Source organism: Sphingopyxis sp. GC21 (assembly GCF_025727575.1).
In the GTDB taxonomy this organism is placed as follows: domain Bacteria; phylum Pseudomonadota; class Alphaproteobacteria; order Sphingomonadales; family Sphingomonadaceae; genus Sphingopyxis; species Sphingopyxis terrae_A.
Map to the genome: position 1 here is coordinate 2,912,991 of NZ_CP095845.1, position 22,547 is coordinate 2,935,537.

The window sequence follows — 22,547 nt, forward strand, 5'->3', positions numbered from 1 at the left end:
GTCCCTTGCTACTGGTGGTGGTTATACCCGGGCCCCTATTTTCGCAGCGCAAAGCCGCCGAACAGACACCCCGATAGCGTGCGGGATGATCGCTCATTCATGGTGAGTAAAGGGAATTCCCCCCGAGGGACGCGGTTTCACGAGCGATTGTGACGAATTTGCAACAACACAAATGAGCGCTCACACACTTCGAATAATCAACGACCCTAGTACGTAATTAAATTACGCCTCCAATCGAAACGCCTCGATTATCGCGCCATCGGTCCCGCGAGCGTGCCCGGGTCGAGCCGCGCGTCGCGCCATTTGAGCCCCCAATGCATATGCGGCCCTGTTGCCCGTCCCGTCGCGCCCACCGTACCGAGCTGTTGCCCTTGCGTCACACGGTCGCCGACCTTCACATCGAGGCGCTGGCAGTGCAGAAAGGCGCTGGTCAGCCCCATGCCGTGGTCGACGATCAGCAAATTTCCTTCGAGCGTGAAGGGCGCATCGGCCGCGAGCACCACGACCCCGTCGGCGGGCGCGAAAAAGGGCGTGCCCGCGGGCACGGCGATATCGGTGCCGCTATGATAGCTCCCCGGCTTGCCCTGATAGACGCGCTGCGAACCGAAGAAGCCTGAGAGCCGCCCCGGCGCGGGCCAGCGAAATTGCTGCCGCCAGCCGTCCGATTCGACATGGCTCGCGCGCGCCGCAGCGATCTGCGCCAGTTCGGCGGGGCGACGGCGTTCGAATTCGGCGTCGCTTGATGCGCTGCCGCGATAGGGCGCGTTGATATTTTCGATCCGCCAATTCCCCGCCGCAATGCTCAGCGTCCGCGTAACCGTGCGCCCGTCGGAAAGGGTCGCTACCAGTTGCTGGCTCGCGGGCGCATCGCGATCGAAGGCGATCAGGAAAGCGCCATCGCCTGCGACCGGAACGGGTGCGCCATCGAGCGTCAACATGCGCGTTCCGCCCGGCACTTGGCCGATCAGCGTTCCGCCCTGGATCATGCTGCCGCGAAAGGCGAAATCGGCGGGACCGGGAAGCGGCTTCGGGACCGGGGGTGTGGTCGGTACGGAAGGCGCGGCGGCAGCGGGCGCTGCCACCTTGGGCGCCGGGGGACTGTCGGCCACGGCGGGTACACAGCCTGCCGCCGCAATGGCCAGGGTCAGCGAAGCAATCGCTCGGGGCGCTGCCCCGCGCGCGGTCATGCGCCGCGCGCCGCGTCCAGTGCGGCCTGCACCGAAATCGCCGCGGTCGCATAGGGCTCCTGCCGCGCAACCGACCAATAGCGCAGCTCGTCGAGCCCGATCGGCACCCCGCTCACCGCGCACAGCACATGGTCGCCCGGCGACAGGATACGAAATCCGTTCGGGCCATATTGCAGGCGGGCAAGGCGGTTGCGGCTGGCGATCAACATGGCGGGGTCCATCAAATTGTCCAAGATATCGGATGCAATATAGCGACCTGCGCGATTTCGGCCACCCCTGCGGCGCTCAGAACAGCTCGCCCTGTCCCCGCCCCGGCGCGGCGGGGGGCTTGCGCGCGGGCTTTGGCGCCGGCGCAGCGGAGGGCGCAGGGGGTGGCGGCGCATCGCCCTCCGCCACCGTCACCGGCACCTCGCCATCGGCGAAGGCAAGCCGCAGATGGCCTGCCCCACGGGCGCGCGCCGCGCTCGGCACGATCGCCCCGTCGGCATCGCGCACCATCGCATAGCCACGGGCAAGCAACGCGCGCGGATCGAGCGAGGTCAGCAGCCGCGCAAGCCCCGCCAGCTTGGCGCGATCGCGGTCCCAGGCACGCGCCAGCAGCGCCGGACGCAGCGCCGCGCCGCGCGTCACCAGCCGTTCGCCGGCGAGCGCGAGCCGGTGGCGCTGGCTGCGATCGAGCCGCTCGGCGGCGTCGTCGAGCCGCTGGCGCTGGGGGGCGTAGAGCGCCTCGCGCTTCGGCAGGTGCCGCGCGAGCGCAGTCAATCGCTCGCCGGCGAGCGCGCGTTGGCGCGTCGCCGCGCCCGTCATACGGCTGCGCCACGTCGCAAGCTGCGCGATGAGCTCGGCGCGCACCGGCACCGCCATTTCGGCGGCGGCGGTTGGCGTCGGCGCGCGCACGTCGGCGGCATAATCGGCCAGCGTCACATCGGTTTCATGGCCGACCGCGCTGATCGTCGGAATGCGGCAATCGGCGATCGCACGCACCACGATTTCTTCGTTGAACGCCCATAAATCCTCGATCGAACCGCCGCCGCGCGCGACGATGACAAGGTCGGGGCGCGGCACCGGTCCGCCGGGCGCGAGCGCATCGAAACCGCGCACCGCATTCGCAACCTGCGCCGCCGCCCCTTCGCCCTGCACCAGCACCGGCCACACGATCACGCGCGTCGGGCAGCGATCGGCGAGGCGATGAAGAATGTCGCGAATCACTGCCCCGGTCGGCGAGGTAACGACGCCGATGACGCGCGGCAGATAGGGCAACGGCTGCTTGCGTTCTCGGTCGAACAGCCCTTCGGCGCCAAGCCGCGCCTTCAGCTTTTCGAACAACAGCATCAACGCGCCTTCGCCCGCGACCTCCAGGCTTTCGACGACCAGCTGATATTTGGAGCGGCCGGGATAGGTGGTGAGCTTGCCCGTCGCGATCACCTCGATGCCATCTTCGGGCCGGAAGGCGAGGCGCGCCGCCTGCCCCTTCCACATCACCATGTCGATCAGCGCGTTGTCGTCCTTGAGCGCGGCGTAGAAATGCCCTGATGCCGCACGCTTCGCCCCCGACAGCTCACCGCGCACGCGGACCCGCGCAAAGCCGTCCTCGACCGTCCGCTTGATCGCCGCCGACAATTGCGTGACCGACAGCGCGGGTGCATTGTCGCCCGCCGTCGCCTCGGCTAACAGCCGCGCTTCGGTGCCATCGTCGGACGGAAAAGGGACGCTCATGAATATCCTGCTGGTCGGATCTGGGGGGCGCGAACATGCGCTGAGCTGGCAACTGGCACAATCGCCGAGTTGCGCCAAGCTCTATGCAGCACCCGGAAACCCCGGGATCGAAGTCTATGCCGAATGTGTGCCGATCGCAGCCGACGATGTTGACGGGCTCGTCGCCTTCGTGCGCACCCATGCGATCGATTTCGTCGTCGTCGGCCCCGAAGGGCCGCTCGTCGCCGGCCTCGGTGACCGGTTGCGCGCGATCGACATTCCGGTCTTCGGCCCGTCCGCCGCCGCCGCGCAGCTCGAAGGATCGAAGGGCTTTACCAAGGATCTGTGTGCGCGCGCCGCGATTCCGACCGCCGGCTATGTGCGCTGCACCAGCGCCGACGCCGCGCTGGCCGCGCTCGCCGATTTCGCGATTCCGGTCGTGATCAAGGCCGACGGGCTCGCCGCGGGCAAGGGCGTGATCATCGCCGAGACTCGCGCCGAGGCCGAAGCCGCGATCGCCGACATGTTCGCGGGCGCCTTTGGCGGCGCGGGTGCCGAGGTGGTGATCGAGGAATTCATGACCGGCGAGGAGGCAAGCTTCTTCGCGCTGTCCGACGGCACCAATGTCATCGCCTTCGGCAGCGCCCAGGATCACAAGCGCGTCGGCGACGGCGACACCGGGCCCAACACCGGCGGCATGGGCGCCTACAGCCCGGCGCCTGTGCTAACCAAGGAGCTCGAAGCCGAGGTGATGGATCGGATCATCCGTCCCACCGTCGCCGCACTCGCCGCCGAAGGCACGCCCTATGTCGGGGTGCTGTTCGCCGGGCTGATGCTGACCAGCGAAGGCCCCAAGCTGATCGAATATAATTGCCGTTTCGGTGATCCCGAATGTCAGGTGCTGATGATGCGCCTGACCGGAGATTTTGCCGCGCTGCTTCATGCCGCCGCGACCGGGCGGCTCGCCGACGTGCCCGCGCCGACCTTTACCGGCGGCTATGCGCTGACCGTCGTGATGGCGGCGAACGGCTATCCGGGCACCCCCGAAAAGGGTGGCGCGATCCGCAACATCGCCGCGGCCGAAGCGGGAGGCGTGCGCGTCTTCCATGCCGGGACCGCGCGCGCCGACGGCGCGATCGTCGCCGCGGGGGGACGCGTTCTCAACGTCACCGCGACGGGCAAGAGTGTCACCGAAGCGCAGGCGCGCACCTATGCCGCGGTCGACAAGCTCGATTTCCCGAGCGGCTTCTGCCGCCGCGACATCGGCTGGCGCGAGGTCAACCGAGAGGCGCGCTGAGCGGTGCTGGACGCGCCACCCCCGTCGGCTTAGGCTGACAGTGAAACAGGGAGATCATCATGACGTGGCTTCAGGAAAATTGGATCATCGCGGTCGTCGGACTGGTCGTCGCGGTCGTCCTGCTGTGGTGGCTGTTCGGCCGCAAGCGGCCCGACGAAGCAGCGCCGCCCGCAGCGATGCCGGCCGAGCCGAAAAAACCGCTGGAAGTGGCGAAGCCCGACATCGTCAAAGCCGAACCAGCGCGCTTCAAGCCAAAGGAACCCGCGCCCGCGTCGCCGCCTCCGGTGCCGGCTGCACCGCCCACAGCCTCCGATATTCCGGCGGAACCCACCGTCCCGCCCGCACCCGTCGCGCATGCGCCCGAGCCCGAACCGGCCGCGCCTCCACCGGTCGCCCCTGCCCCGCCGGCAGAAGCCGCTCCCGCCCCTGCCGCCGCCAAAGCCGATAATCTGCAATTGCTGAAGGGCGTCGGGCCGAAAATGGCGACGCTGCTCGGCGGCCTTGGCGTCACCAGCTTTGCGCAGATCGCCGCCTGGACCGACGCCGATATCGCCGCGATCGATCCACAGCTCGGCGCGTTTCAGGGCCGCATCGTCCGCGACAATATCGTCGACCAGGCCGGCTATCTGGCGAAGGGCGACAAGGCGGGGTTCGAGGCGAAATATGGTGCCCTCGGCGGCGAGCTATAAGGCAAAAAGCCGCCCTATAGCTCAGGCCCGGGCAACCGCCCCGGCGTGACCGGCGATCGCATCGGCCAGCGTATCGACCAATCCCAGCGGCAAATCATGCCCCATGCCGGGGATGGTGAGCAGTCGGGCGCCCGGAATATTGTCGGCGGTATCGCGTCCGCCCGCCAGCGGCACCAGCGGATCGCCCTCGCCATGGATCACCAGCGTCGGCGCGTCGATCGACTTCAGCATCGGCCGCCGGTCGCCATCGGCGACGATCGCCGCCATCTGGCGCGCGACGCCCTGCGGATACCAGCCACGTTCGAAATCGCTGCGCACGCGCCGCTGCAACCGCTCCTCGTCGGGCGGGTAGCCGGGGCTGCCGATCACCTTGGCAGCGCGCACCGAATAGGCGATCAGATCTTCGGGATCGCCGCTCATCGGGCGGCTGGTCAGCACCTGCATCGCTTCCTTCTGCGCGCGCGGCAGGCGGGGATTGCCGGTCGTCGACATCACCGACGTCAGCGACAGCACGCGGTCCGGATAGCGCGCGGCGATATGCTGCGAAATCATCCCGCCCATCGACACGCCGACGATATGCGCCCGCGCGATGCCCAGATGGTCAAGCAAGGCCACGCCGTCGGCCGCCATGTCGGCGAGCGTGTAAGCGCTCCGCACCGGGAGGCGCAGCAGCGACTTCACGAACATCCATTTGAGATTGGGGACACCGGCCGCGTCGAAGCGCGTAGACAGGCCGACGTCGCGGTTGTCGTACCGGATGGTCCGAAAGCCGCGCGCATTCAGCGCATCGACAAATTCGTCGGGCCACAGTGTCAACTGCCCGCCCAGCCCCATCACCAGCAGGATCACCGGCGCATCGCGCGGCCCCTTGTCTTCGAAGGTGATGCTGATCCCGTTTACCGCTGCCTGCTCTGTCGCCATGCCGTCGCCGCTCCCCGATCGTCAAACCGCCACTGTGCCGCTGCGCGCGGCGCGGTCAAGAGGGCGCCCGTCTGCGAAAGCGAAACCGGGCCGGCTTCGTCGGAACCGCGCCACGCCGGATGCGCCGGCCGGCGCGCGCGCGCGACAGAAGGACGCGTCGCGCCGCATGCGCGCAAAACGGCAGCGCAAAGATCACCAGCGACAGGCCGATGATCCATCGCCCGGTGTGCGCCGTGTCGTGACAAGCATCCACGCAGTCGGACGCCGCCACCCCGGCGCCGAAATGAATCAGCAATGTCTTCAAGGTCGAAACTGGTCCCCACGACGCGCCTCTCCGCGCGTCACCGGATCCTCTACAGGATCAGCGTTAAGCGAGCGTTGCGGCTCCCACTGCCGCTATTCACCGCGATTCGGGGCGCCCCCTATACGTCGGAAGCGCCAAAGACCAGCGAATTGCTGCGCCGCGCAGGACGAAACCCGACGCGGCGCCCGCGACAGCGGCGACCGAGGTTGCGACGCCGAGCCAGGTCAGGATCAGAAACAGCCCGGAGGCTAGCGCTGCCGCGGTGACATAGATTTCGGGCCGCATGATGATCGACGGCACCCCGGCCAGTATATCGCGGATCGTCCCGCCGACACAGCCGGTGATGACGCCCATCATCAGCGCGGGAACCGGCGCCACGCCCCAGGCAAGGGCCTTGGCCGTCCCGAACACGGCATAGGCGGCGAGCCCGACCGCATCGGCCCATTCCAGAAGCTGCCCCTGCCACCAGCGTTCGGGGGTCACCCACACGACCAGCGCAATCGCGATGCACACCGCGCCGATCGCGCCGTCCTGAACCCAGAAGACCGGCGCGCCAATCAGCAGGTCGCGCACGCTACCCCCGCCGACCCCGGTGACGAGCGCAAAGAAGCTCGCCGTCACCAGCGTCTGGCGCAGCCGCACCGCCATCAACGCGCCCGACAGCGCGAAGACCGCGATGCCGGTCAGATCGAGAAGGCGAACGAGCGTCTGGGTGTCCATGGATCAGCGATGCTTCTTCGTCCCGCAGGCCGGTACCGGTGCCGGCAACCGCTTCGTCATGCGATCATCGGCGGCGCGGCGCAACGGAAATGGGGCGACGTCGCCGCCGCCCCATGCCCTACCCCAGTGGAAGGGTAACTCAGATGTGGATCGGCTTTCCGGTCACTGCCATCGCGGCTTCCTTGATCGCCTCGCTGTGCGTCGGGTGTGCGTGACAGGTGTAGGCGATGTCTTCGGACGTCGCGCCAAATTCCATCGCCTGAGCTGCCTGCGCGATCATCGTGCCCGCCGGCACGGCGATGATCCAGACGCCCAGGACGCGGTCGCTCTTGGCATCGGCGATCACCTTCACAAAGCCGTCGGGTTCGTGGTTGGTCTTCGCACGGCTGTTCGCGAGCATCGGGAATTTGCCGACCTTGACCTTGTCCTTTTCCCCACCAGCCTTCTCAACAGCCTGCTCTTCGGTCAGGCCGACGCCGGCGATTTCGGGCCAGGTGTAGACCACCGACGGGATGACGTCGTGGTTCACGATGCCGGTCAGCCCCGCGATATTTTCAGCGCAGGCAATGCCTTCATCCTCGGCCTTGTGCGCGAGCATCGGGCCGGGAACGACGTCGCCGATCGCCCAGATGCCGTCGACGGCGGTGCGGAAATCATGATCGGTCTCGATCTGACCGCGCTGGTTCGTGGTCAGCCCCGCCTTGTCGAGCGCGAGGCCATCGGTGTTCGGACGGCGGCCGATCGAAACGAGGACGACATCGGCTTCGAGCGTTTCGGCGTCGCCTCCCGCGGCGGGCTCGAGCGTCAGCACGGCCTTCTTGCCTTTCACTTCGGCCCCGGTGACCTTGGTCTTCAGCTTGAAGTCCATGCCCTGCTTCTTGAAGATCTTGTTCGCTTCCTTGCGAACGTCGCCGTCCATCCCGGGCAGGATCTGGTCAAGAAATTCGACCACGGTGACTTTTGCGCCAAGCCGGCGCCAGACGCTGCCGAGTTCAAGCCCGATCACGCCGCCGCCGATCACGACCATGTGGCCAGGCACCTTCGCAAGTTCGAGCGCGCCGGTCGAATCGACGATCACGCCCTTGTCATTGTCGACCGCGACGCCCGGAAGGGGGGTCACCGACGATCCGGTGGCGACGATGATGTTCTTGGCGCGATAGGCCTTGCCCGCAACCTCGACGCTGTCCTTGCCGGTGAACTGCGCATAGCCCTTCAGCCAGTCGATCTTGTTCTTCTTGAACAGGAATTCGATGCCGCCGGTCAGGCCCTTGACCGCATCCTTGCGCTGGCCGTGCATCGCGCCAAGGTCGAGTTCGGGCGTCACCTTGATGCCCATCGCCGCCATCGCGCCGCCCGCCGCCGCCTCGAAATATTCCGACGCGTGCAGCATCGCCTTCGACGGGATGCAGCCGACGTTGAGGCAGGTGCCGCCCAGCGTTTCGCGCCCTTCGGCGCACGCGGTCTTGAGCCCGAGCTGCGCCGCGCGGATCGCCGCGACATAACCGCCGGGACCGGCACCGATGACAAGGACGTCGTAGTCGTAATCAGCCATTTGTTGTTCCTTTACCCCTCGGGGGATGGGGAGAAATCTCTTAGAGGTCGATCAGCAGCCGCGTCGGATCCTCGATCGCTTCCTTGATCGTTTTCAGGAAGGTCACCGCCTCGCGGCCGTCGACCAGCCGGTGGTCATAGCTCAATGCCAGATACATCATCGGACGGATCACAACCTGACCGTTGATCGCGACCGGGCGGTCCTCGATGCGATGGAGGCCCAGCACGGCCGATTGCGGCGGATTGATGATCGGGGTCGACATCAGCGAGCCGAAAACGCCGCCGTTCGAGATGGTGAAGGTGCCCCCGGTCATGTCGTCCATCGTCAGCGTGCCTTCCTTGGCGCGCTTGCCGAAATCGCCGATCGTCTTTTCGATGCCGGCGAAGGACAGGCTTTCGGCGTTGCGGATCACCGGCACGACAAGCCCGCTCGGACCGCTGACCGCGACCGAGATATCCATATAATTATTATAGACGATTTCGTCGCCATCGATACGGCCGTTGACCGCCGGTATGTCCTTGAGCGCAAGACAGGCGGCCTTGGTAAAGAAGCCCATGAAGCCCAGGCGCACGCCATGCTTCTTTTCAAACAGATCCTTGTAGCGGCCGCGCGCCTCGATCACCGCCGTCATGTCGACGTCGTTGAACGTGGTGAGCATCGCCGCCGTATCCTGCGCCGATTTCAGGCGGCGGGCGATCGTCTGCCGCAGGCGGGTCATCTTGACCCGCTCTTCCTGACGGCCCGGCGCACCCGTTGCAGCGGGCGCGGCGGCAGGTGCCGGGGCGGCCGCGGGCGCGGGCGCGGGCGCCGCATCGGGGGCGGCTTCGGCGGCCGCCAGCACATCTTCCTTGGTCAGGCGGCCGTCCTTGCCGGTGCCCTTGATCTTGCTCGGATCAAGCCCGTGCTCGAGGACGAGGCGGCGCACCGCGGGCGACAGGGTGACGACCGCATCCTCGCCGCCGGTCGCTGCGGGAGCGGGCGCCGCCCCTTCGGCCTTCGCCGCGGGCGCAGGAGCGGGGGCGGCGGCCTTGCCGTCGCCGGCCTCGATCGTCGCAATCACCGCCCCGACATTGACGGTATCGCCGACGGCGACGACCTGTTGCCCCATCACGCCGGCGACGGGCGACGGCACTTCGACCGCGACCTTGTCGGTTTCGAGGCTGGCAATCGGCTCGTCGAGCGCGACGGCTTCGCCGGGCTGCTTCAGCCACTCGCCGATCGTCGCTTCGGTCACGCTTTCACCCAGCGTCGGGACTTTGACTTCGGTGCTCATTGATGCAGTTCCTTAGGGCTTAAGCTCTGGCTCAGGCTTTATTCTTGTTGCGACGAATTTCGGCGCGGACATTGAGGCCCAGCGCGTCGGCGACGAGCGCCGCCTGTTCGGTCTGGTGACGGCTCATCAGGCCGGTGGCGGGCGAAGCCGCAGCGGCCCGGCCGGCGTAACGGGCGCGCATTCCCTTGTGGCCGGCGTCGATCAGCGATTCCTCGATCAGCGGCTCGACGAAGAACCAGGCGCCGTTGTTGCGCGGCTCTTCCTGCGCCCAAACGACCTCTTCGAGATTCTTCATCTTCTTCAGGCGGATGGCCAGCGCCTCGCCCGGGAAAGGATAAATCTGTTCGATCCGTATCACCGTCGTGTCGTCGAGCCCGGCGGCGTCGCGCGCCTCCATCAGGTCGTAACCGACCTTGCCCGAACACAGGACGACACGCTTGACCTTCGCATCTTCTGGCGGGGTGCGGTCCGACATGATGCGGCGGAAATGCGCTTCGCCGATGAAGTCCGAACGCTGCGACACGGCCAGCTTGTGGCGGAGCAACGACTTGGGCGTCATGATGATCAGCGGCTTGCGGAATGGGCGCAGCATCTGGCGGCGCAGGACGTGGAAATAGTTCGACGGGGTCGAAATATTGCACACCTGGATGTTGTCCCCGGCGCAAAGCTGAAGGAAGCGTTCGAGACGCGCCGAGCTATGCTCAGGCCCCTGCCCTTCATAGCCGTGCGGCAGCAGCAGCACGAGGCCGTTGGCGCGCAGCCATTTGGCTTCGCCCGCCGCGATGAACTGGTCGATCATGATCTGCGCGCCGTTGGCGAAGTCGCCGAACTGCGCCTCCCACAGCACGAGGCTCTTCGGATCGGCCATCGCATAGCCATATTCGAAGCCGAGCACGCCATATTCGGAGAGAGGGCTGTCGAGCACCTCGAACCGGCCGTGTGGCACGGTGGTCAGCGGGATATATTTATGCTCGTCCTTCTGGTCGACCCAGACGGCGTGACGCTGGCTGAACGTCCCGCGGCCCGAATCCTGGCCCGACAGGCGCACCTGATAGCCTTCGCTGAGCAAAGTGCCGAACGCGAGCTGTTCGGCGGTCGCCCAGTCGAACACCTCGGCATCGTCCCTGTTCGCGAACATCGCGGCCCGGGCGTCGATCACGCGGCGCAGCGTCTTGTGCACCTCCAGATCGTCGGGGATCGTCGTCATCGTGCGGCCGATGGCGTCGAACAGCTTTTCCGATACGCCGGTCGAAATATTACGCCGGGCATTTTCGGGATCGGCAGGCGCGTGCAAGCCCGACCAGCGACCGGCGAACCAGTCGGCCTTGTTCGACTTGTAAGTCTTCGATGCTTCGAATTCGTCTTCGAGCCGCGCGACGAACTCGGCGCGGTGCGCTTCGGCATCGCCAGCCGAAACGACGCCCTCTGCCTCGAGCCGCGTGGCGTAGAGGTCCGATACCGGCGGATGTTTGCGGATGATCGCGTACATCAGCGGCTGGGTAAAGCTCGGCTCGTCGCCTTCATTGTGACCGAAGCGGCGATAGCACCACATGTCGATGACGATGTCGCGCTTGAACTGCTGACGGAAGTCGATCGCCAGCTTGCACGCGAAGGTCACGGCTTCGGGATCGTCGCCGTTGACGTGCAGGATCGGCGCCATCACGCCCTTTGCCACGTCGGACGGATAGGGCGACGAGCGCGCGAACTGCGGGCTGGTCGTGAAGCCGATCTGGTTGTTGACGATAAAGTGGATGCAGCCGCCGGTATTGTAACCGCGAATGCCCGAAAAGCCGAGGCATTCCCACACGATCCCCTGCCCCGCAAAGGCGGCGTCGCCGTGGATCAGCACGGGCAGCACCTGGCTATGTTCGGCCAGATCGTCGCGCATCACCTGCTGCGCGCGCACCTTGCCCAGCACGACGGGATCGACCGCTTCGAGGTGCGACGGGTTGGGGACCAGCGACATATGGACCGACACGCCGTCGAACTCGCGGTCGGTCGAGGTGCCGAGGTGATATTTGACGTCGCCCGAACCGCCGACATCCTCGGGGTTCGCGGTGCCGCCCTGAAATTCGTGGAAGATGACCTTGTACGGCTTGGCCAGCACATTGGCGAGGACGTTCAGGCGGCCGCGATGGGCCATGCCGTAGACGATTTCCTTCACACCATATTGGCCGCCATATTTGATGATCGCCTCGAGCGCAGGGATCATCGATTCGCCGCCGTCGAGCCCGAAACGCTTCGTGCCGACATATTTGCGCGCGAGGAATTTCTCCCATTCCTCGGCCTCGATCACCTTGTTGAGGATCGCCTTCTTGCCGTTGGCGGTGAAGTCGATCGACTTGTCGGCGCCTTCCATCCGCTCCTGGAGGAAGCGGCGCTCCTCGACATCGGCGATGTGCATATATTCAAGGCCGACGTGCCCGCAGTAATTGGCCTGCAGGATCGACACCACCTCGCGAATCGTCGCCTTCTCGAGCCCCAGCGTGCCGCCGAGGAAAATCGGACGGTCCTGGTCGGCCCCGACGAAGCCGTGATATTCGGGCGTCAGATCGGCCGGCAGTTCGCGGTGGGTCAGGCCCAGCGGATCGAGCGTCGCCGCAAGGTGCCCGCGCACGCGATAGGTGCGGATCAGCATCATCGCGCGGATCGAATCGTCGGCAGCGCGCTCGACTTCGGCATTCGAGAGCGGCGCCCCCGCCTTCGCCGCGGCCGCCTTGACCGCGACCTGCATCTGCTGAGGGTCGAGCGCGGCGGTCAGATCATCGCTGTCGATCAGGGGCCAGTTCTTCGGCGCCCAGCTGGGCCCGGCCTGGACTTCATCGACGTCGAAGCTTTGTCGTTCGAGGTTCATCTGCGATTCCACGGGGAGGAAGGGATGGGATATTCGGGGAAAGGTAGCCCGCCGGCATCAGGCGCCGGCGGGCCATCCGATCAGACGCGTTCCTTCAGCACTTCGGCAAGCGTCGTGCCGAGTTCCGACGGGCTGGCCGACACGGTGATGCCGGCGGCTTCCATCGCCGCAATCTTGCTTTCGGCATCGCCCTTGCCGCCCGACACGATGGCGCCGGCGTGGCCCATGCGGCGGCCCGGAGGCGCGGTGCGGCCCGCGATGAAACCAACCATCGGCTTCTTGCGGCCGCGCTTGGCTTCGTCGATCAGGAACTGCGCCGCCTGCTCCTCGGCGTCGCCGCCGATTTCGCCGATCATGATGATCGACTTGGTCGCTTCATCCGCGAGGAAGAGTTCGAGGACGTCGATAAAGTTGGTGCCGTTGACGGGGTCGCCGCCGATGCCGACCGCGGTGGTCTGGCCGAGCCCGGCGTTGGTGGTCTGGAACACCGCCTCATAGGTCAGCGTGCCCGAACGCGAGACGACGCCGACGCTGCCCTTTTTGAAGATGCTGCCCGGCATGATGCCGATCTTGCATTCGTCGGGGGTCAGCACGCCAGGGCAGTTGGGGCCGATCAGCCGCGACTTCGAACCCGACAGCGCGCGCTTCACCTTGACCATGTCGAGCACCGGAATGCCTTCGGTGATCGCGACGATGAGCTCGATCTCGGCGTCGATCGCCTCGAGGATCGAATCGGCCGCGAACGGCGGCGGCACATAGATGACCGACGCGGTCGCGCCGGTCGTCGCCTTCGCTTCGGCGACGGTGTCGAACATCGGCAGGCCGATATGCGTCGTGCCGCCCTTGCCCGGCGTCACGCCGCCGACCATCTGCGTACCATAGGCAAGCGCCTGTTCGGTGTGGAAGGTGCCAGTCGCACCCGTCATCCCTTGCGTGATGACCTTGGTATTCTTGTCGATGAGGATGCTCATTTATCTATTCCTATCATTGTTCCGGCATCAGCCGCGCGCCGGCGCCTCTAGCAAACTGAAAAAGCGACGCCCCAACGGCCAGAGCAAAATCGCGAGACATTCGAGAAGTAGAACTCCCGTAATTCCGTCTGCGATTCCCGCGTAGGCGGCCCGGTTTCCATAAACCGGCGGAGCGCCGTAAGCGGACACCCATACGAACGCACAATAAGACGCCGCAACGACACAAACCGCTCTAAGCGTCGCGGCACCCGCAAGCTTGAAAATCAGAAACTGGATGCCGCCGACCACAATGATCGGCGCCCCAATCAGGATTACAAGAAGCAGGCCCACGTCCATCAGGCGAGGCTGGGATCCAGATTCTTGCACGCGTCGAGCAGTTCCTTCACCGCGTCGACCGACACCTGCAGGCCCGCCTTGTCGGCATCGTCGAGTTCGATTTCGACGATCTTCTCGACGCCGCCCGCACCGATCATCACCGGCACGCCGACATAGAGGCCATCGACGCCATACTGGCCATCGACATAGGCGGCGCAGGGCAGGATGCGCTTCTGGTCGCCGAGGTAAGCTTCGGCCATCGCGATGCCCGAGGCGGCCGGGGCATAGAAGGCCGAGCCGGTGCCGAGCAGCGCGACGATTTCGCCGCCGCCGCCGCGGGTGCGCTTGACGATCGCGTCGATCTTGTCCTGGCTTGACAGGCCCATCTTCACGAGATCAGGAACGGGGATGCCGTTAACGGTCGAGTAGCGGACGACCGGAACCATCGTGTCGCCGTGGCCGCCGAGGACGAAGGTGTTCACATCCTTCACCGACACGTCGAATTCGTCGGCGATGAAGTGACTGAAGCGCGCCGAGTCGAGCACGCCAGCCATGCCAACCACCTTGTTGTGCGGCAGACCCGAGAATTCTCGGAGAGCCCAGACCATGGCGTCGAGCGGGTTGGTGATGCAGATGACGAAAGCGTCAGGGGCATTCGCCTTGATGCCTTCGCCCACCGCCTTCATGACCTTCAAATTGATGCCGAGCAGGTCGTCGCGGCTCATGCCCGGCTTGCGGGCGACGCCGGCGGTGACGATGATGACGTCGGCGCCCGCAATGTCGGCATAATCATTGGAGCCGGTGATCTTCGCGTCGAAGCCGGCGATCGGCCCGACCTGGGACAGGTCGAGCGCCTTGCCCTGCGGCACGCCTTCGACCACGTCGAACAGGACAACGTCGCCCAGTTCCTTCTGCGCGGCGAGCAGCGCCAGCGTCCCGCCGATATTCCCGGCTCCGATCAAAGCGATCTTCTTGCGTCCCATGGCGCGCGGCACTCCCTTCCTGGCAAAGCCCGGCAGTGATTTCCAGATCGGCGGGGCCACGGGCCAAAGCCGCCTGCCGATCCCAAAGACTCGCGACGCCCTACGCCGATTCCGTTAACGAAACAACCGCGAAAAGGACGAAAAACCGCGTTTTTATGCAAATAGTTCGCAATAGCGTTATTGCAAGATCGGGTACGATTCAGACCCAGAACACTGACGATCCTAAGCGATCGATACCGGCCGCGTGAACATCGCTTGCGCCGGTCGGCCACAAGCGTAAGACAGGCGGTGGCGATCTTGGGGCGTCGCCAGGCGGGGCCGTGCGCCCTGCGCCTGCAAAAGGATCGACGCCACCATGACCAAGAGAGCTTTTATCCCCGCGCTGTCCTGCGCCATCTTCCTGACCGCCGCCACAACGCCGCCCGCCCATGCCGGCGAAAAGACATGGAATGACGCGGGATCGATCACGCGCGACGCCCTGGTGATCGCCGCGTTCGGGGTTCCGCTTGCCCAGAGCGATTGGGACGGCACGCTGCAAGCCGGCGGCAGCCTCGTCGCTGCCGCCGGCGTAACCGCCGGTCTGAAGCAGGCCTTTCCCGAGCGACGCCCCGACGGAAGCGACAACAAGGGCTTCCCCTCGGGCCATACGTCGGTTTCCTTTGCGGCGGCCGCGACGCTGCAGAACCGTTACGGCTGGAAAGTGGGGCTTCCCGCGCAGGCGCTTGCCACCTTCGTCGGATTGAGCCGCGTCGAAGCCAGAAAGCATCATGTCCATGACGTGCTGGTCGGCGCCGCGATCGGCGAGGCATCGGGCTTTCTGATCACGCGCCGCGCAAGCGACCGGGTTCAGGTCTTTCCGTGGGCAGATGCCGGAGGCGGCGGCGTCGCGATGACGATGCGCTTCTAGAAGGTCGGCCTGAACGATCGCTGCGGGGCGGTCGCAGCGGCAGCTTAACGCTTCGTTACACCGCTGCTGATAGCGCGAGCGGGTGACGCGCGCGATCATCAGCTTCGATACCGAATTGTCCGCCGGGCTCCATCGCCGCGGCGCATGCGCGCGCACCAATTTCGAAAGCTCGATCCTCGGGCGCTGCCGCGACGGCGATTTCGGCATCCATTTCCAGATGGACATGCTCGACCGCTTCGGTCTGAAAGGCGTCTATTTCGTCGACCCCATGCCCGCGCTTGTCCACGGCCCCGGGATTGTCGATGCGATCGTCGGCCCGATCCTGGCGCGCGGCCATGAAGTGCAGCTCCATCTCCACACCGAATGGCTGGAGTTTGCGCGGTTCAATCCGGTCGGCAAGCTGCGCGGCCGCAATATCGGCGATTTCCCCTTCGCAGCGCAAAAGAGGCTGATCGCGCTCGCCCGCGACATATTGACGAGTGCCGGGGCGCCCCGACCGACCGCCTTCCGCGCCGGCAATTTCGGCGCCAACGACGATACACTGCGCGCCCTCGCCGCGCTGGGCTTCCGCTTCGACAGCAGCTTCAACGCCGCCTGGCAGGGGCTCGGGTGCGACATCACGCTCGATCCTGCCAATCTGGGCATGCGCGTCCATCATGGCATCTGCGAAGTGCCGGTCAGCGGCCTGCGCGACCGCGCGAACAGCTTCCGTCCCGCGCAGCTGTGCGCCATGTCCGAAGAGGAAATGCGCGACGCGCTCGATCATGCGGCGGCGAGCGGCGCGATCCAGTTTTCGGCTTTCAGCCACAGCTTCGAATTGCTGAGCCGCGACCGTCAGGTTCGGAACGGGCTCGCAATCGCTCGGATGGAGGCGCTGTGCCGGGCAGTCGCCGACGATCCGCGAGTCCGCAGCGGGGGCTTCGCGACCCTTCCCGCGCCGCCGACCCGCCCCGGCCGCATCCCGGCGGCGGCGCCCAAGCCGCTCCGCACGCTGCGGCGCGTCGCCGAGCAGACGGTCGGACATATCGCGCACGAAATCCGCTATGTTCGCGATGTCGTCGCCATGACCATCAACTCGTCGCGGTGGGGCAAGGTACTATGCGGTGTCATCCTGGCCGTGGCCTAGCGCCAGATATTCGTCGGACTGCATTTCGGCGAGACGGCTCGCTGTGCGCTCGAACTCGAAGGCGCCATCGCCGGCCACATAGAGCGCATCGGGCTCGGCCGCGGCGCTCGCGAGCAGTTTGACCTTATATTCGTAGAGCGCGTCAATCAGCGTCACGAAGCGCGCGGCCTCGTTGCGGTTCTCGGGGCCCATGCGCGGGATGCCGACAATGATCACCGCGTGAAAATGCCGCGCGACGGCCAGATAATCCGATGCGCCGCGCGCCTCCGCACAAAGGCGCTTGAATGAAAAGACCGCCACGCCCTTCAGCGCCTTGGGCACATGCAGCGTCCGCCCGCCGCCGACGTCGAGATCGAGCGAGGGTACGTGCGCGCGGTCCTCGGGCGGATAATCGGTCAGGCGAAAGAAGGCCGCTGACAGCGCCTCGGTCGCCGCCGCGTCGGCTGGCACGAACCAGCGCTTGCCGTCGCCAAGCCGGTGGCGCCGGTAATCGGTGGGGCCATTAAGGCCCATCACGTCGAGCCGTTCCTCGATCAGTGCGATGAAGGGCAGGAAATGCTCGCGGTTGAGACCGTCCTTGTAGAGATCGGCGGGCGGGCGGTTCGACGTCGCGACCACCGTCACCCCGTGCGCGATCAACGCGGTGAACAGGCGCGAGAGGATCATTGCATCGGCGCTATTGTTCACCACCATTTCGTCGAAGGCGAGGCAGCGGACATTTTCGACCAGCGAGGCCGCAACCTGCGGGATCGGATCGCCGCTCTCGCTTTTGCGCACCTCGCGCATCCGCGCGTGGACGTCGAGCATGAAGGCGTGGAAATGGACGCGCCTTTTGCGCTGGATGGCCAGATGGTCGTAAAAAAGGTCCATCAGCATCGACTTGCCGCGGCCGACGGCGCCCCAAAGATAGACACCGCGCGGCGCGTCGGGTTTGCGCCCGGCGATCCGCCACAGGATGCTGCCGCGCGGCGGCGCCGCCTGCAGATCGGATTGCAGCGCGGCAAGGCGTTCTGCCGCCGCCCGCTGTTCGGCGTCAGGCTTCAGCTCGCCCGCGGCGACCAGCGCGTCATAGGCGGCAAGCAATCCTGTCACTTGCGGCTTGCCTTGCGGATCGTCCCCGCAAAGCTCAGCACGATATGCTCGTCACCCGGTCCCTGAACGACCAGCCCGCGCAGGAAGATCAGCCGCCCCGTCTCGCGCACCTGCTCGACCACCGCATCGAGCGGTTCGTCGAGGCGGCCGCCGCCGACGAACTGCGTCGACAAATCGAGCGTCACCGAATGGCCGGCCTCGAGCGATCCGAACTGGTGCGAGGCGGCGAAGAGGGCAATGTCGACCAGCGCCAGCGTTACCGCGCCATGGACATTGTCGCCCAGATTGCTGTGTTTGCGCGTCGGCAGCATCCGCACGCGGGCGCGCGGCCGGCCATCCTCGGTCGGGCTTTCGAGGCGCACCGACAGCGGTTCGATAAAGGCGTTGAACCGGCTCGCGTCCTTGAGGTTCCAGCTGATCCAGCCGCCCTCCAGCGCCTCGGCACTGAAATGATCCGCGCGCTTGGGGTCCTCTATTCCGTCGTTCACACCTGCCGCTCGGCCTCGAGCTTCTTGATCTCGGCGATCGCGCGTGCGGGGCTCAGTCCCTTGGGGCACGCGTTGGCGCAATTCATGATCGTGTGGCAGCGATAGAGGCGGAACGGATCTTCGAGATCGTCGAGCCGTTCGCCAGTATATTCGTCGCGGCTGTCGGCGAGCCAGCGATAGGCCTGAAGCAGGATCGCGGGCCCAAGGAACTTGTCACTGTTCCACCAATAGCTGGGGCAGCTCGTCGAACAGCAGGCGCACAGGATGCACTCGTAAAGGCCGTCGAGCTTCTCGCGTTCCTCGGGCGACTGGAGCCGCTCCTTGCCGCTGGGCGTCGTCGACTTGGTCTTCAGCCACGGCTCGATAGAGGCATATTGCGCATAGAAATGGGTGAAATCGGGGACGAGGTCCTTGATGACCTCCATATGCGGCAGCGGCGTGATCTGGATGTCGCCCTTCAGATCCTCGATCGCGGTGGTGCAGGCGAGACCGTTCTTGCCGTTCATGTTCATCGAACAGCTGCCGCAAATGCCTTCGCGGCACGAACGGCGGAAGGTCAGCGTCGAATCCTGCTCGCTCTTCATCTTGATGAGGGCATCGAGCACCATCGGGCCGCATTTGTCGGTGTCGATCTCGAACGTGTCGAAATGCGGATTCTGGCCGCTGTCGGGATTGTAGCGATAGACCTTGAATTTTTTGACGTTGCTCGCGCCCTCGGCCTTGTGGACCGTGCCGCCCTTCTGGACGCGGCTGTTCTTGGGCAGACGAAATTCGGCCATATCGCGGGCTCCCTATGCAATCGCGGGCTGCGTAGCCCCATTGAACCGCCGCGACAAGAGGGTGTGCGGCGGCGCACGCGCGAAAGCGGTGGCGGCACGCAAAGCGAGCGGCTAGGCCCGGCGGCGATGAGCGACGCCGCAGCCCCCTTTCGCATTGCCGTCTATGATCTCGATCGCACCGTGCTGCGAATGCCGACGTTCACGCTCTTCCTTCTGTGGGCGGCCGCGCGCAGCGCGCCATGGCGCCTTCTGCTGGCGCCCGTTTTCCTCGGGCTGCTCGCGGGCCATGCGCTCGGCCTCTACAGCCGCGATGCGTTGAAGCCCGCGGCGATCGCCTTGATGCTCGGGCGGCGACTGCCGGCGGAGCGAATGGCGCGCCTGGCTGCGGACTTTGCCGCCTGGCGCGTTCCCGCCGACGTTCAACCGGGGGCCCGAGCGGCCATCGCCCGCGACCGCGCCGCCGGTTACCATCTGCTGCTGGCAACCGCGGCCCCCGAATTCTACGCAGCCGCCTTGGCCGAGGCGCTGGGCTTCGATGCCTGCATCGCCACCCGGCATCGGCGCGCCGCGGACGGAGGCTGGCTCGCGGCGCTCGACGGCACCAATTGCTATGGGCCGGAAAAGGCGCGCCGCGTCGCCGAATGGCTTGCCGCCGACCCGCAACGCGCCGCGCATCATATGCGCGCCTATTCGGACCATGCGAGCGACGCACCGCTGTTCGCGCTAGCCGACGAGGCCTTTGCGATCGGGCGTCGCGGCCGCATTGCCAAAGCGGCACGCGACAACGGCTGGACGCTGATGGATTTCGGGACGGGCTAGCGCCCCTCGACGAAAGCCTCCAGCGCCGCGGCGCCCCGCGCAACCGACGCCTCGCCCGCCCGGTGGTCCATTGTGTAGGCGAACAGCCGATCCTGCTCGGCGCGGTGCAGCGCCGCACTTTCGCGCCAGTGCGGAATCCGCTCGGCAAGCTCAGCGGGGCCATACAAGACCTCTCCGTTGCGCCAGAATTCATAGCGTTCGGCCACGCCGTCGGCGGGCTTGCCGTTCGGATCGAGAAAATAGCAGGCGCCGCGGTGCAGCAGAAACTCGTAAACCTGGCTGCTAACATCGCCGATGTAGACGTCGGCTGCCATCGTGTAGCTCATGTCGAAGAGATTGGGGCCGTCGACGTCGATCAGGATATTGTCGGCCGCGCGGAAGCGGTCGGCGATGTCCGGCCGGAGCTTGGCGGTCCGATATTCGAGCGAATAATGCAGCCGCTTGCGGAACAGCATCACATGCGGCGCGACGATCAGATTATAGTCGCGATGCGCGAGGAAAAAATCCATCACCGCCTCGCCCATGCCGTACCAGGACGACAGGTGCGGATCGAAGTGCGGATTATAGAGAAAGACCGGGCGATCATTGTCGAAGAAGCGCTTGCGCACCGCCGGATCGATCGTATCGAACTTGGGATAACCGATGACCCGGCACTTGTCGGCGGTCGTTATGCCGTGGCGAACCATTTCGTCGACCAGCTTCGGTCCGCTGAGCAGCATGAGGTCGAACTGCGCGAGTTCGGGGTGATAGGCGACATTTCGGTCGCCCGATCCGTGCGGCACATAGGCAAAGCGCGGCCCCGCCGCCCCCAATCGACGCCGGACGCGCAGGCAGGTGCGTTCGGTCGATACCACCAGGTCGACACTGCGAAACAGATCGAGATGCCGGTATAGACGCGCGACGCGCAGCACCGGGGCCACCTTGTTGATCGGCGCCAGCAGCCGCTGCTCCGCCGTCGGCAGGTCGAGCATCCGCCATTCGATACGGTCGTGCGCCGCCGCCGGAATGATCTCTGCCACCTTATGCCGGATCGCCTCGACGCCGCATGCGACGACGACCTGAACCGTCGGCGCGTGCAGCGCGAGTTCGCCCGCTATGCCTGCGATATGCGCCGCCTGATGCGCCGCATCATGGTTGAACAGGAACAAGATACGCTTCGTCATGACGGCATCCGGCTTTCGCGAAGGACGAGGAAGCTGGCGCCGAACAGCAGCAGCAAGGTCACGGTTTCGGCCAGCACCTTGGACCAGGCGGCGCCGATCGCGCCCATCGCCGGCAGCATCAGATAAATGGCGGCGATCAGCGTGGCCGTGCCCGCCAGCCTGATACCGATGATGAGGCGCGATCGTCCGGCCGCCATCAGCATCGGTTCGCAGCTGACTGTCGCCATTTGCAGGCAGGCCGCGAAGCCGAGAACAAGCAGGAACGGATAGGCGCCCAGAAACGCCGGACCCGACATGAGCAGCAGCAGCGGCTTGCCGAGTAGCACGATCGCCGGCGCGAGCAAAAGGAACAGGCCGAGTGCGATCAGCGTCAACCGGACATAGAGCGACGCCACGCCGCGCAGCCCCTGTTTGACGTATATATTCGTCATCTCGGTGTAACTGGCGAGGCCGATGAAGCCGGCCATGATCGTGATCGACTGGGTCAATTGATGCGCAAGGCGATAGATGCCCGCTTCGGTGGCGCCCGCGAACGAGCCGACCAGCAAGACCGGCAGTTGCTGAGCCACCGTATAAGCCATGGTTCCGAAATTGGATGCGACCATCAATTCGGGAAGCCCCTTGTTCTCGCGCCACACGCGCCACCAATGCCGGCCGTCGGGTCGGCCATAAGCGCGGCGGCACGACCGGTTGGCGAGCCACCAGAAGACGAGCGTGCTCGCCATCTCCGAACCCGCCCACACGATCAGGAAAATCTCGAGCGACGGGTGCGTCAAAAAGGCGACGACGGCACCCAGCGTCTTCAGCGTGGGCACCACCGCTTCGGCAAGGAAGGTTTGCGAAAATTCGGAGTGAAGCCGCAATATCCCGCGCGGCACATTGCGGATCGACAGCATGAACAGCACGACATAGGCGAACGCCGTCCAGACAAGCTCGGCCGGCATGCCCAGCAACCCTCGCCCCAGCCAGAGGATCATCGCTGCCGCGCCAATGCCGAGCAGCGCCATCGCCAGATCGACCGCGGTGCAAAAGCGGATGAGGCGCGCCAGGGCCGGATGATCGCCGCTGTGGATATGTTCCTGGCCATATTTGACCAGCACCTGCCAGATGTTGAAATTGAGGATCGCCTGCAGGACCAGCGTCGAACTGAGGATCAGGGCAAAGGAACCATAAGCGGCCGGCCCCAGGCCGCGCGTGACGATCGCAAGGTAGAAGAGGCTGAGGATCGCACCATAACCCTTGCCCCCGAGAATCCAGCTCAGGTGGGTCATGATGCGCCGGAAAGGTCCCTGGTCGCCCGTGTCCGCAGCCGGCGCGCCGAGGCGCCGTACCGCCGCAATACCCTTATCGATCCAGGTCCGATAGAAGAGTGGCCGGCGGTCGGCCGGGGGCGGAGCGGGTTCCATGCGCGC

At 65.8% G+C, this 22,547-nt stretch carries 22 protein-coding genes; 5 read left to right on the forward strand and 17 right to left on the reverse strand.

Going from position 1 to position 22,547, the window contains the following annotated elements; genetic code table 11:
• Positions 1–248 precede the first annotated feature (248 nt).
• From MU856_RS14065 to xseA, 3 genes are all read right to left on the reverse strand, one after another.
• On the reverse strand, positions 249–1,187 hold the full coding sequence (locus MU856_RS14065) for a M23 family metallopeptidase (protein ID WP_062901724.1): 939 nt from the start codon (positions 1,185–1,187) through the stop codon (positions 249–251).
• Complete coding sequence (locus MU856_RS14070; RefSeq protein ID WP_003041102.1) at positions 1,184–1,396, reverse strand: DUF2093 domain-containing protein; 213 nt, start codon at positions 1,394–1,396, stop codon at positions 1,184–1,186. The genes MU856_RS14065 and MU856_RS14070 overlap by 4 nt, the downstream gene beginning before the upstream one ends.
• A gap of 76 nt (positions 1,397–1,472) precedes the next feature.
• Positions 1,473–2,903 (reverse strand): exodeoxyribonuclease VII large subunit, encoded by a 1,431-nt coding sequence (xseA, locus tag MU856_RS14075; protein ID WP_062901723.1) that lies wholly within the window; start codon positions 2,901–2,903, stop codon positions 1,473–1,475.
• Between xseA and purD the strand changes: the two genes are divergently transcribed.
• Positions 2,902–4,179 (forward strand): phosphoribosylamine--glycine ligase, encoded by a 1,278-nt coding sequence (gene purD, locus MU856_RS14080; protein WP_062901722.1) that lies wholly within the window; start codon positions 2,902–2,904, stop codon positions 4,177–4,179. The genes xseA and purD overlap by 2 nt on opposite strands.
• A 59-nt stretch (positions 4,180–4,238) precedes the next feature.
• Entirely contained in the window at positions 4,239–4,868 is a 630-nt protein-coding gene (locus tag MU856_RS14085) for a hypothetical protein (protein ID WP_062901721.1), read from the forward strand.
• A gap of 21 nt (positions 4,869–4,889) precedes the next feature.
• On the opposite strand, the gene MU856_RS14090 is transcribed toward MU856_RS14085, so the two are convergent.
• From MU856_RS14090 to mdh, 9 genes are all read right to left on the reverse strand, one after another.
• A complete protein-coding gene (locus tag MU856_RS14090; RefSeq protein ID WP_062901720.1) occupies positions 4,890–5,789 on the reverse strand; it encodes an alpha/beta fold hydrolase in 900 nt (299 codons plus the stop codon).
• Between the two features lie 55 nt (positions 5,790–5,844).
• A complete protein-coding gene (locus MU856_RS14095; RefSeq protein ID WP_202988223.1) occupies positions 5,845–6,093 on the reverse strand; it encodes a hypothetical protein in 249 nt (82 codons plus the stop codon).
• A 96-nt stretch (positions 6,094–6,189) separates the two neighbouring features.
• Complete coding sequence (locus MU856_RS14100; protein ID WP_186402888.1) at positions 6,190–6,813, reverse strand: trimeric intracellular cation channel family protein; 624 nt, start codon at positions 6,811–6,813, stop codon at positions 6,190–6,192.
• Between the two features lie 139 nt (positions 6,814–6,952).
• Complete coding sequence (lpdA, locus tag MU856_RS14105) at positions 6,953–8,365, reverse strand: dihydrolipoyl dehydrogenase (protein WP_062901718.1); 1,413 nt, start codon at positions 8,363–8,365, stop codon at positions 6,953–6,955.
• 40 nt (positions 8,366–8,405) lie between these two features.
• Positions 8,406–9,638 carry a 2-oxoglutarate dehydrogenase complex dihydrolipoyllysine-residue succinyltransferase gene (odhB, locus tag MU856_RS14110; protein WP_062901717.1) on the reverse strand — a complete coding sequence of 411 codons (1,233 nt, stop codon included), beginning with the start codon at positions 9,636–9,638 and terminating at the stop codon, positions 8,406–8,408.
• A gap of 31 nt (positions 9,639–9,669) precedes the next feature.
• Positions 9,670–12,492, reverse strand: coding sequence for a 2-oxoglutarate dehydrogenase E1 component (locus MU856_RS14115; RefSeq protein ID WP_062903108.1), 2,823 nt, complete (start codon positions 12,490–12,492; stop codon positions 9,670–9,672).
• Between the two features lie 80 nt (positions 12,493–12,572).
• Positions 12,573–13,463, reverse strand: coding sequence for a succinate--CoA ligase subunit alpha (sucD, locus tag MU856_RS14120; protein ID WP_062901716.1), 891 nt, complete (start codon positions 13,461–13,463; stop codon positions 12,573–12,575).
• Between the two features lie 27 nt (positions 13,464–13,490).
• Positions 13,491–13,799: a hypothetical protein gene (locus tag MU856_RS14125; protein ID WP_062901715.1), complete on the reverse strand. Its 309-nt coding sequence runs from the start codon at positions 13,797–13,799 to the stop codon at positions 13,491–13,493.
• Positions 13,799–14,761: a malate dehydrogenase gene (mdh, locus tag MU856_RS14130; RefSeq protein WP_062901714.1), complete on the reverse strand. Its 963-nt coding sequence runs from the start codon at positions 14,759–14,761 to the stop codon at positions 13,799–13,801. The genes MU856_RS14125 and mdh overlap by 1 nt, the downstream gene beginning before the upstream one ends.
• A 355-nt stretch (positions 14,762–15,116) precedes the next feature.
• Here mdh and MU856_RS14135 point away from each other — a divergent pair, with 355 nt between their 5' ends.
• Both MU856_RS14135 and MU856_RS14140 read left to right on the forward strand, forming a co-directional pair.
• Positions 15,117–15,668, forward strand: a complete 552-nt coding sequence (locus MU856_RS14135) for a phosphatase PAP2 family protein (protein ID WP_062901713.1) — start codon at positions 15,117–15,119, stop codon at positions 15,666–15,668.
• 82 nt (positions 15,669–15,750) lie between these two features.
• Positions 15,751–16,794 (forward strand): polysaccharide deacetylase family protein, encoded by a 1,044-nt coding sequence (locus tag MU856_RS14140; RefSeq protein ID WP_062901712.1) that lies wholly within the window; start codon positions 15,751–15,753, stop codon positions 16,792–16,794.
• On the opposite strand, the gene zapE is transcribed toward MU856_RS14140, so the two are convergent.
• From zapE to MU856_RS14155, 3 genes are read right to left on the reverse strand one after another with little or no spacing between them, the layout of a single operon-like run.
• A complete protein-coding gene (gene zapE, locus MU856_RS14145) occupies positions 16,765–17,886 on the reverse strand; it encodes a cell division protein ZapE (RefSeq protein WP_062901711.1) in 1,122 nt (373 codons plus the stop codon). The genes MU856_RS14140 and zapE overlap by 30 nt on opposite strands.
• A complete protein-coding gene (locus MU856_RS14150) occupies positions 17,883–18,374 on the reverse strand; it encodes a PaaI family thioesterase (RefSeq protein WP_003041146.1) in 492 nt (163 codons plus the stop codon). Before MU856_RS14150 ends, zapE begins: the two co-directional genes overlap by 4 nt.
• Positions 18,371–19,153 (reverse strand): succinate dehydrogenase iron-sulfur subunit, encoded by a 783-nt coding sequence (locus MU856_RS14155; protein ID WP_003041149.1) that lies wholly within the window; start codon positions 19,151–19,153, stop codon positions 18,371–18,373. The genes MU856_RS14150 and MU856_RS14155 overlap by 4 nt, the downstream gene beginning before the upstream one ends.
• 126 nt (positions 19,154–19,279) lie before the next feature.
• On the opposite strand from MU856_RS14155, the gene MU856_RS14160 reads away from it, so the two are divergent.
• A complete protein-coding gene (locus MU856_RS14160) occupies positions 19,280–19,972 on the forward strand; it encodes an HAD-IB family hydrolase (protein ID WP_238929625.1) in 693 nt (230 codons plus the stop codon).
• On the opposite strand, the gene MU856_RS14165 is transcribed toward MU856_RS14160, so the two are convergent.
• A complete protein-coding gene (locus MU856_RS14165) occupies positions 19,969–21,135 on the reverse strand; it encodes a hypothetical protein (RefSeq protein ID WP_263587785.1) in 1,167 nt (388 codons plus the stop codon). The two genes, MU856_RS14160 and MU856_RS14165, sit on opposite strands and share 4 nt — an antisense overlap.
• On the reverse strand, positions 21,132–22,541 hold the full coding sequence (locus tag MU856_RS14170) for a lipopolysaccharide biosynthesis protein (RefSeq protein ID WP_263587786.1): 1,410 nt from the start codon (positions 22,539–22,541) through the stop codon (positions 21,132–21,134). The genes MU856_RS14165 and MU856_RS14170 overlap by 4 nt, the downstream gene beginning before the upstream one ends.
• Between the last annotated feature and the right edge of the window lie 6 nt (positions 22,542–22,547).

Bases quoted from the DNA above. Each gene is read 5' to 3' on its own strand.
- MU856_RS14065 (WP_062901724.1), bottom strand. From the start codon at position 1,187: ATGACCGCGCGCGGGGCAGCGCCCCGAGCGATTGCTTCGCTGACCCTG.
- mdh (WP_062901714.1), bottom strand. From the start codon at position 14,761: ATGGGACGCAAGAAGATCGCTTTGATCGGAGCCGGGAATATCGGCGGG.
- MU856_RS14155 (WP_003041149.1), bottom strand. From the start codon at position 19,153: ATGGCCGAATTTCGTCTGCCCAAGAACAGCCGCGTCCAGAAGGGCGGC.
- MU856_RS14125 (WP_062901715.1), bottom strand. From the start codon at position 13,799: ATGGACGTGGGCCTGCTTCTTGTAATCCTGATTGGGGCGCCGATCATT.
- sucD (WP_062901716.1), bottom strand. From the start codon at position 13,463: ATGAGCATCCTCATCGACAAGAATACCAAGGTCATCACGCAAGGGATG.
- MU856_RS14135 (WP_062901713.1), top strand. From the start codon at position 15,117: ATGACCAAGAGAGCTTTTATCCCCGCGCTGTCCTGCGCCATCTTCCTG.
- xseA (WP_062901723.1), bottom strand. From the start codon at position 2,903: ATGAGCGTCCCTTTTCCGTCCGACGATGGCACCGAAGCGCGGCTGTTA.
- MU856_RS14090 (WP_062901720.1), bottom strand. From the start codon at position 5,789: ATGGCGACAGAGCAGGCAGCGGTAAACGGGATCAGCATCACCTTCGAA.
- MU856_RS14070 (WP_003041102.1), bottom strand. From the start codon at position 1,396: ATGTTGATCGCCAGCCGCAACCGCCTTGCCCGCCTGCAATATGGCCCG.
- MU856_RS14160 (WP_238929625.1), top strand. From the start codon at position 19,280: ATGAGCGACGCCGCAGCCCCCTTTCGCATTGCCGTCTATGATCTCGAT.
- purD (WP_062901722.1), top strand. From the start codon at position 2,902: ATGAATATCCTGCTGGTCGGATCTGGGGGGCGCGAACATGCGCTGAGC.
- MU856_RS14085 (WP_062901721.1), top strand. From the start codon at position 4,239: ATGACGTGGCTTCAGGAAAATTGGATCATCGCGGTCGTCGGACTGGTC.
- MU856_RS14100 (WP_186402888.1), bottom strand. From the start codon at position 6,813: ATGGACACCCAGACGCTCGTTCGCCTTCTCGATCTGACCGGCATCGCG.
- MU856_RS14115 (WP_062903108.1), bottom strand. From the start codon at position 12,492: ATGAACCTCGAACGACAAAGCTTCGACGTCGATGAAGTCCAGGCCGGG.
- MU856_RS14170 (WP_263587786.1), bottom strand. From the start codon at position 22,541: ATGGAACCCGCTCCGCCCCCGGCCGACCGCCGGCCACTCTTCTATCGG.
- odhB (WP_062901717.1), bottom strand. From the start codon at position 9,638: ATGAGCACCGAAGTCAAAGTCCCGACGCTGGGTGAAAGCGTGACCGAA.
- MU856_RS14165 (WP_263587785.1), bottom strand. From the start codon at position 21,135: ATGACGAAGCGTATCTTGTTCCTGTTCAACCATGATGCGGCGCATCAG.
- lpdA (WP_062901718.1), bottom strand. From the start codon at position 8,365: ATGGCTGATTACGACTACGACGTCCTTGTCATCGGTGCCGGTCCCGGC.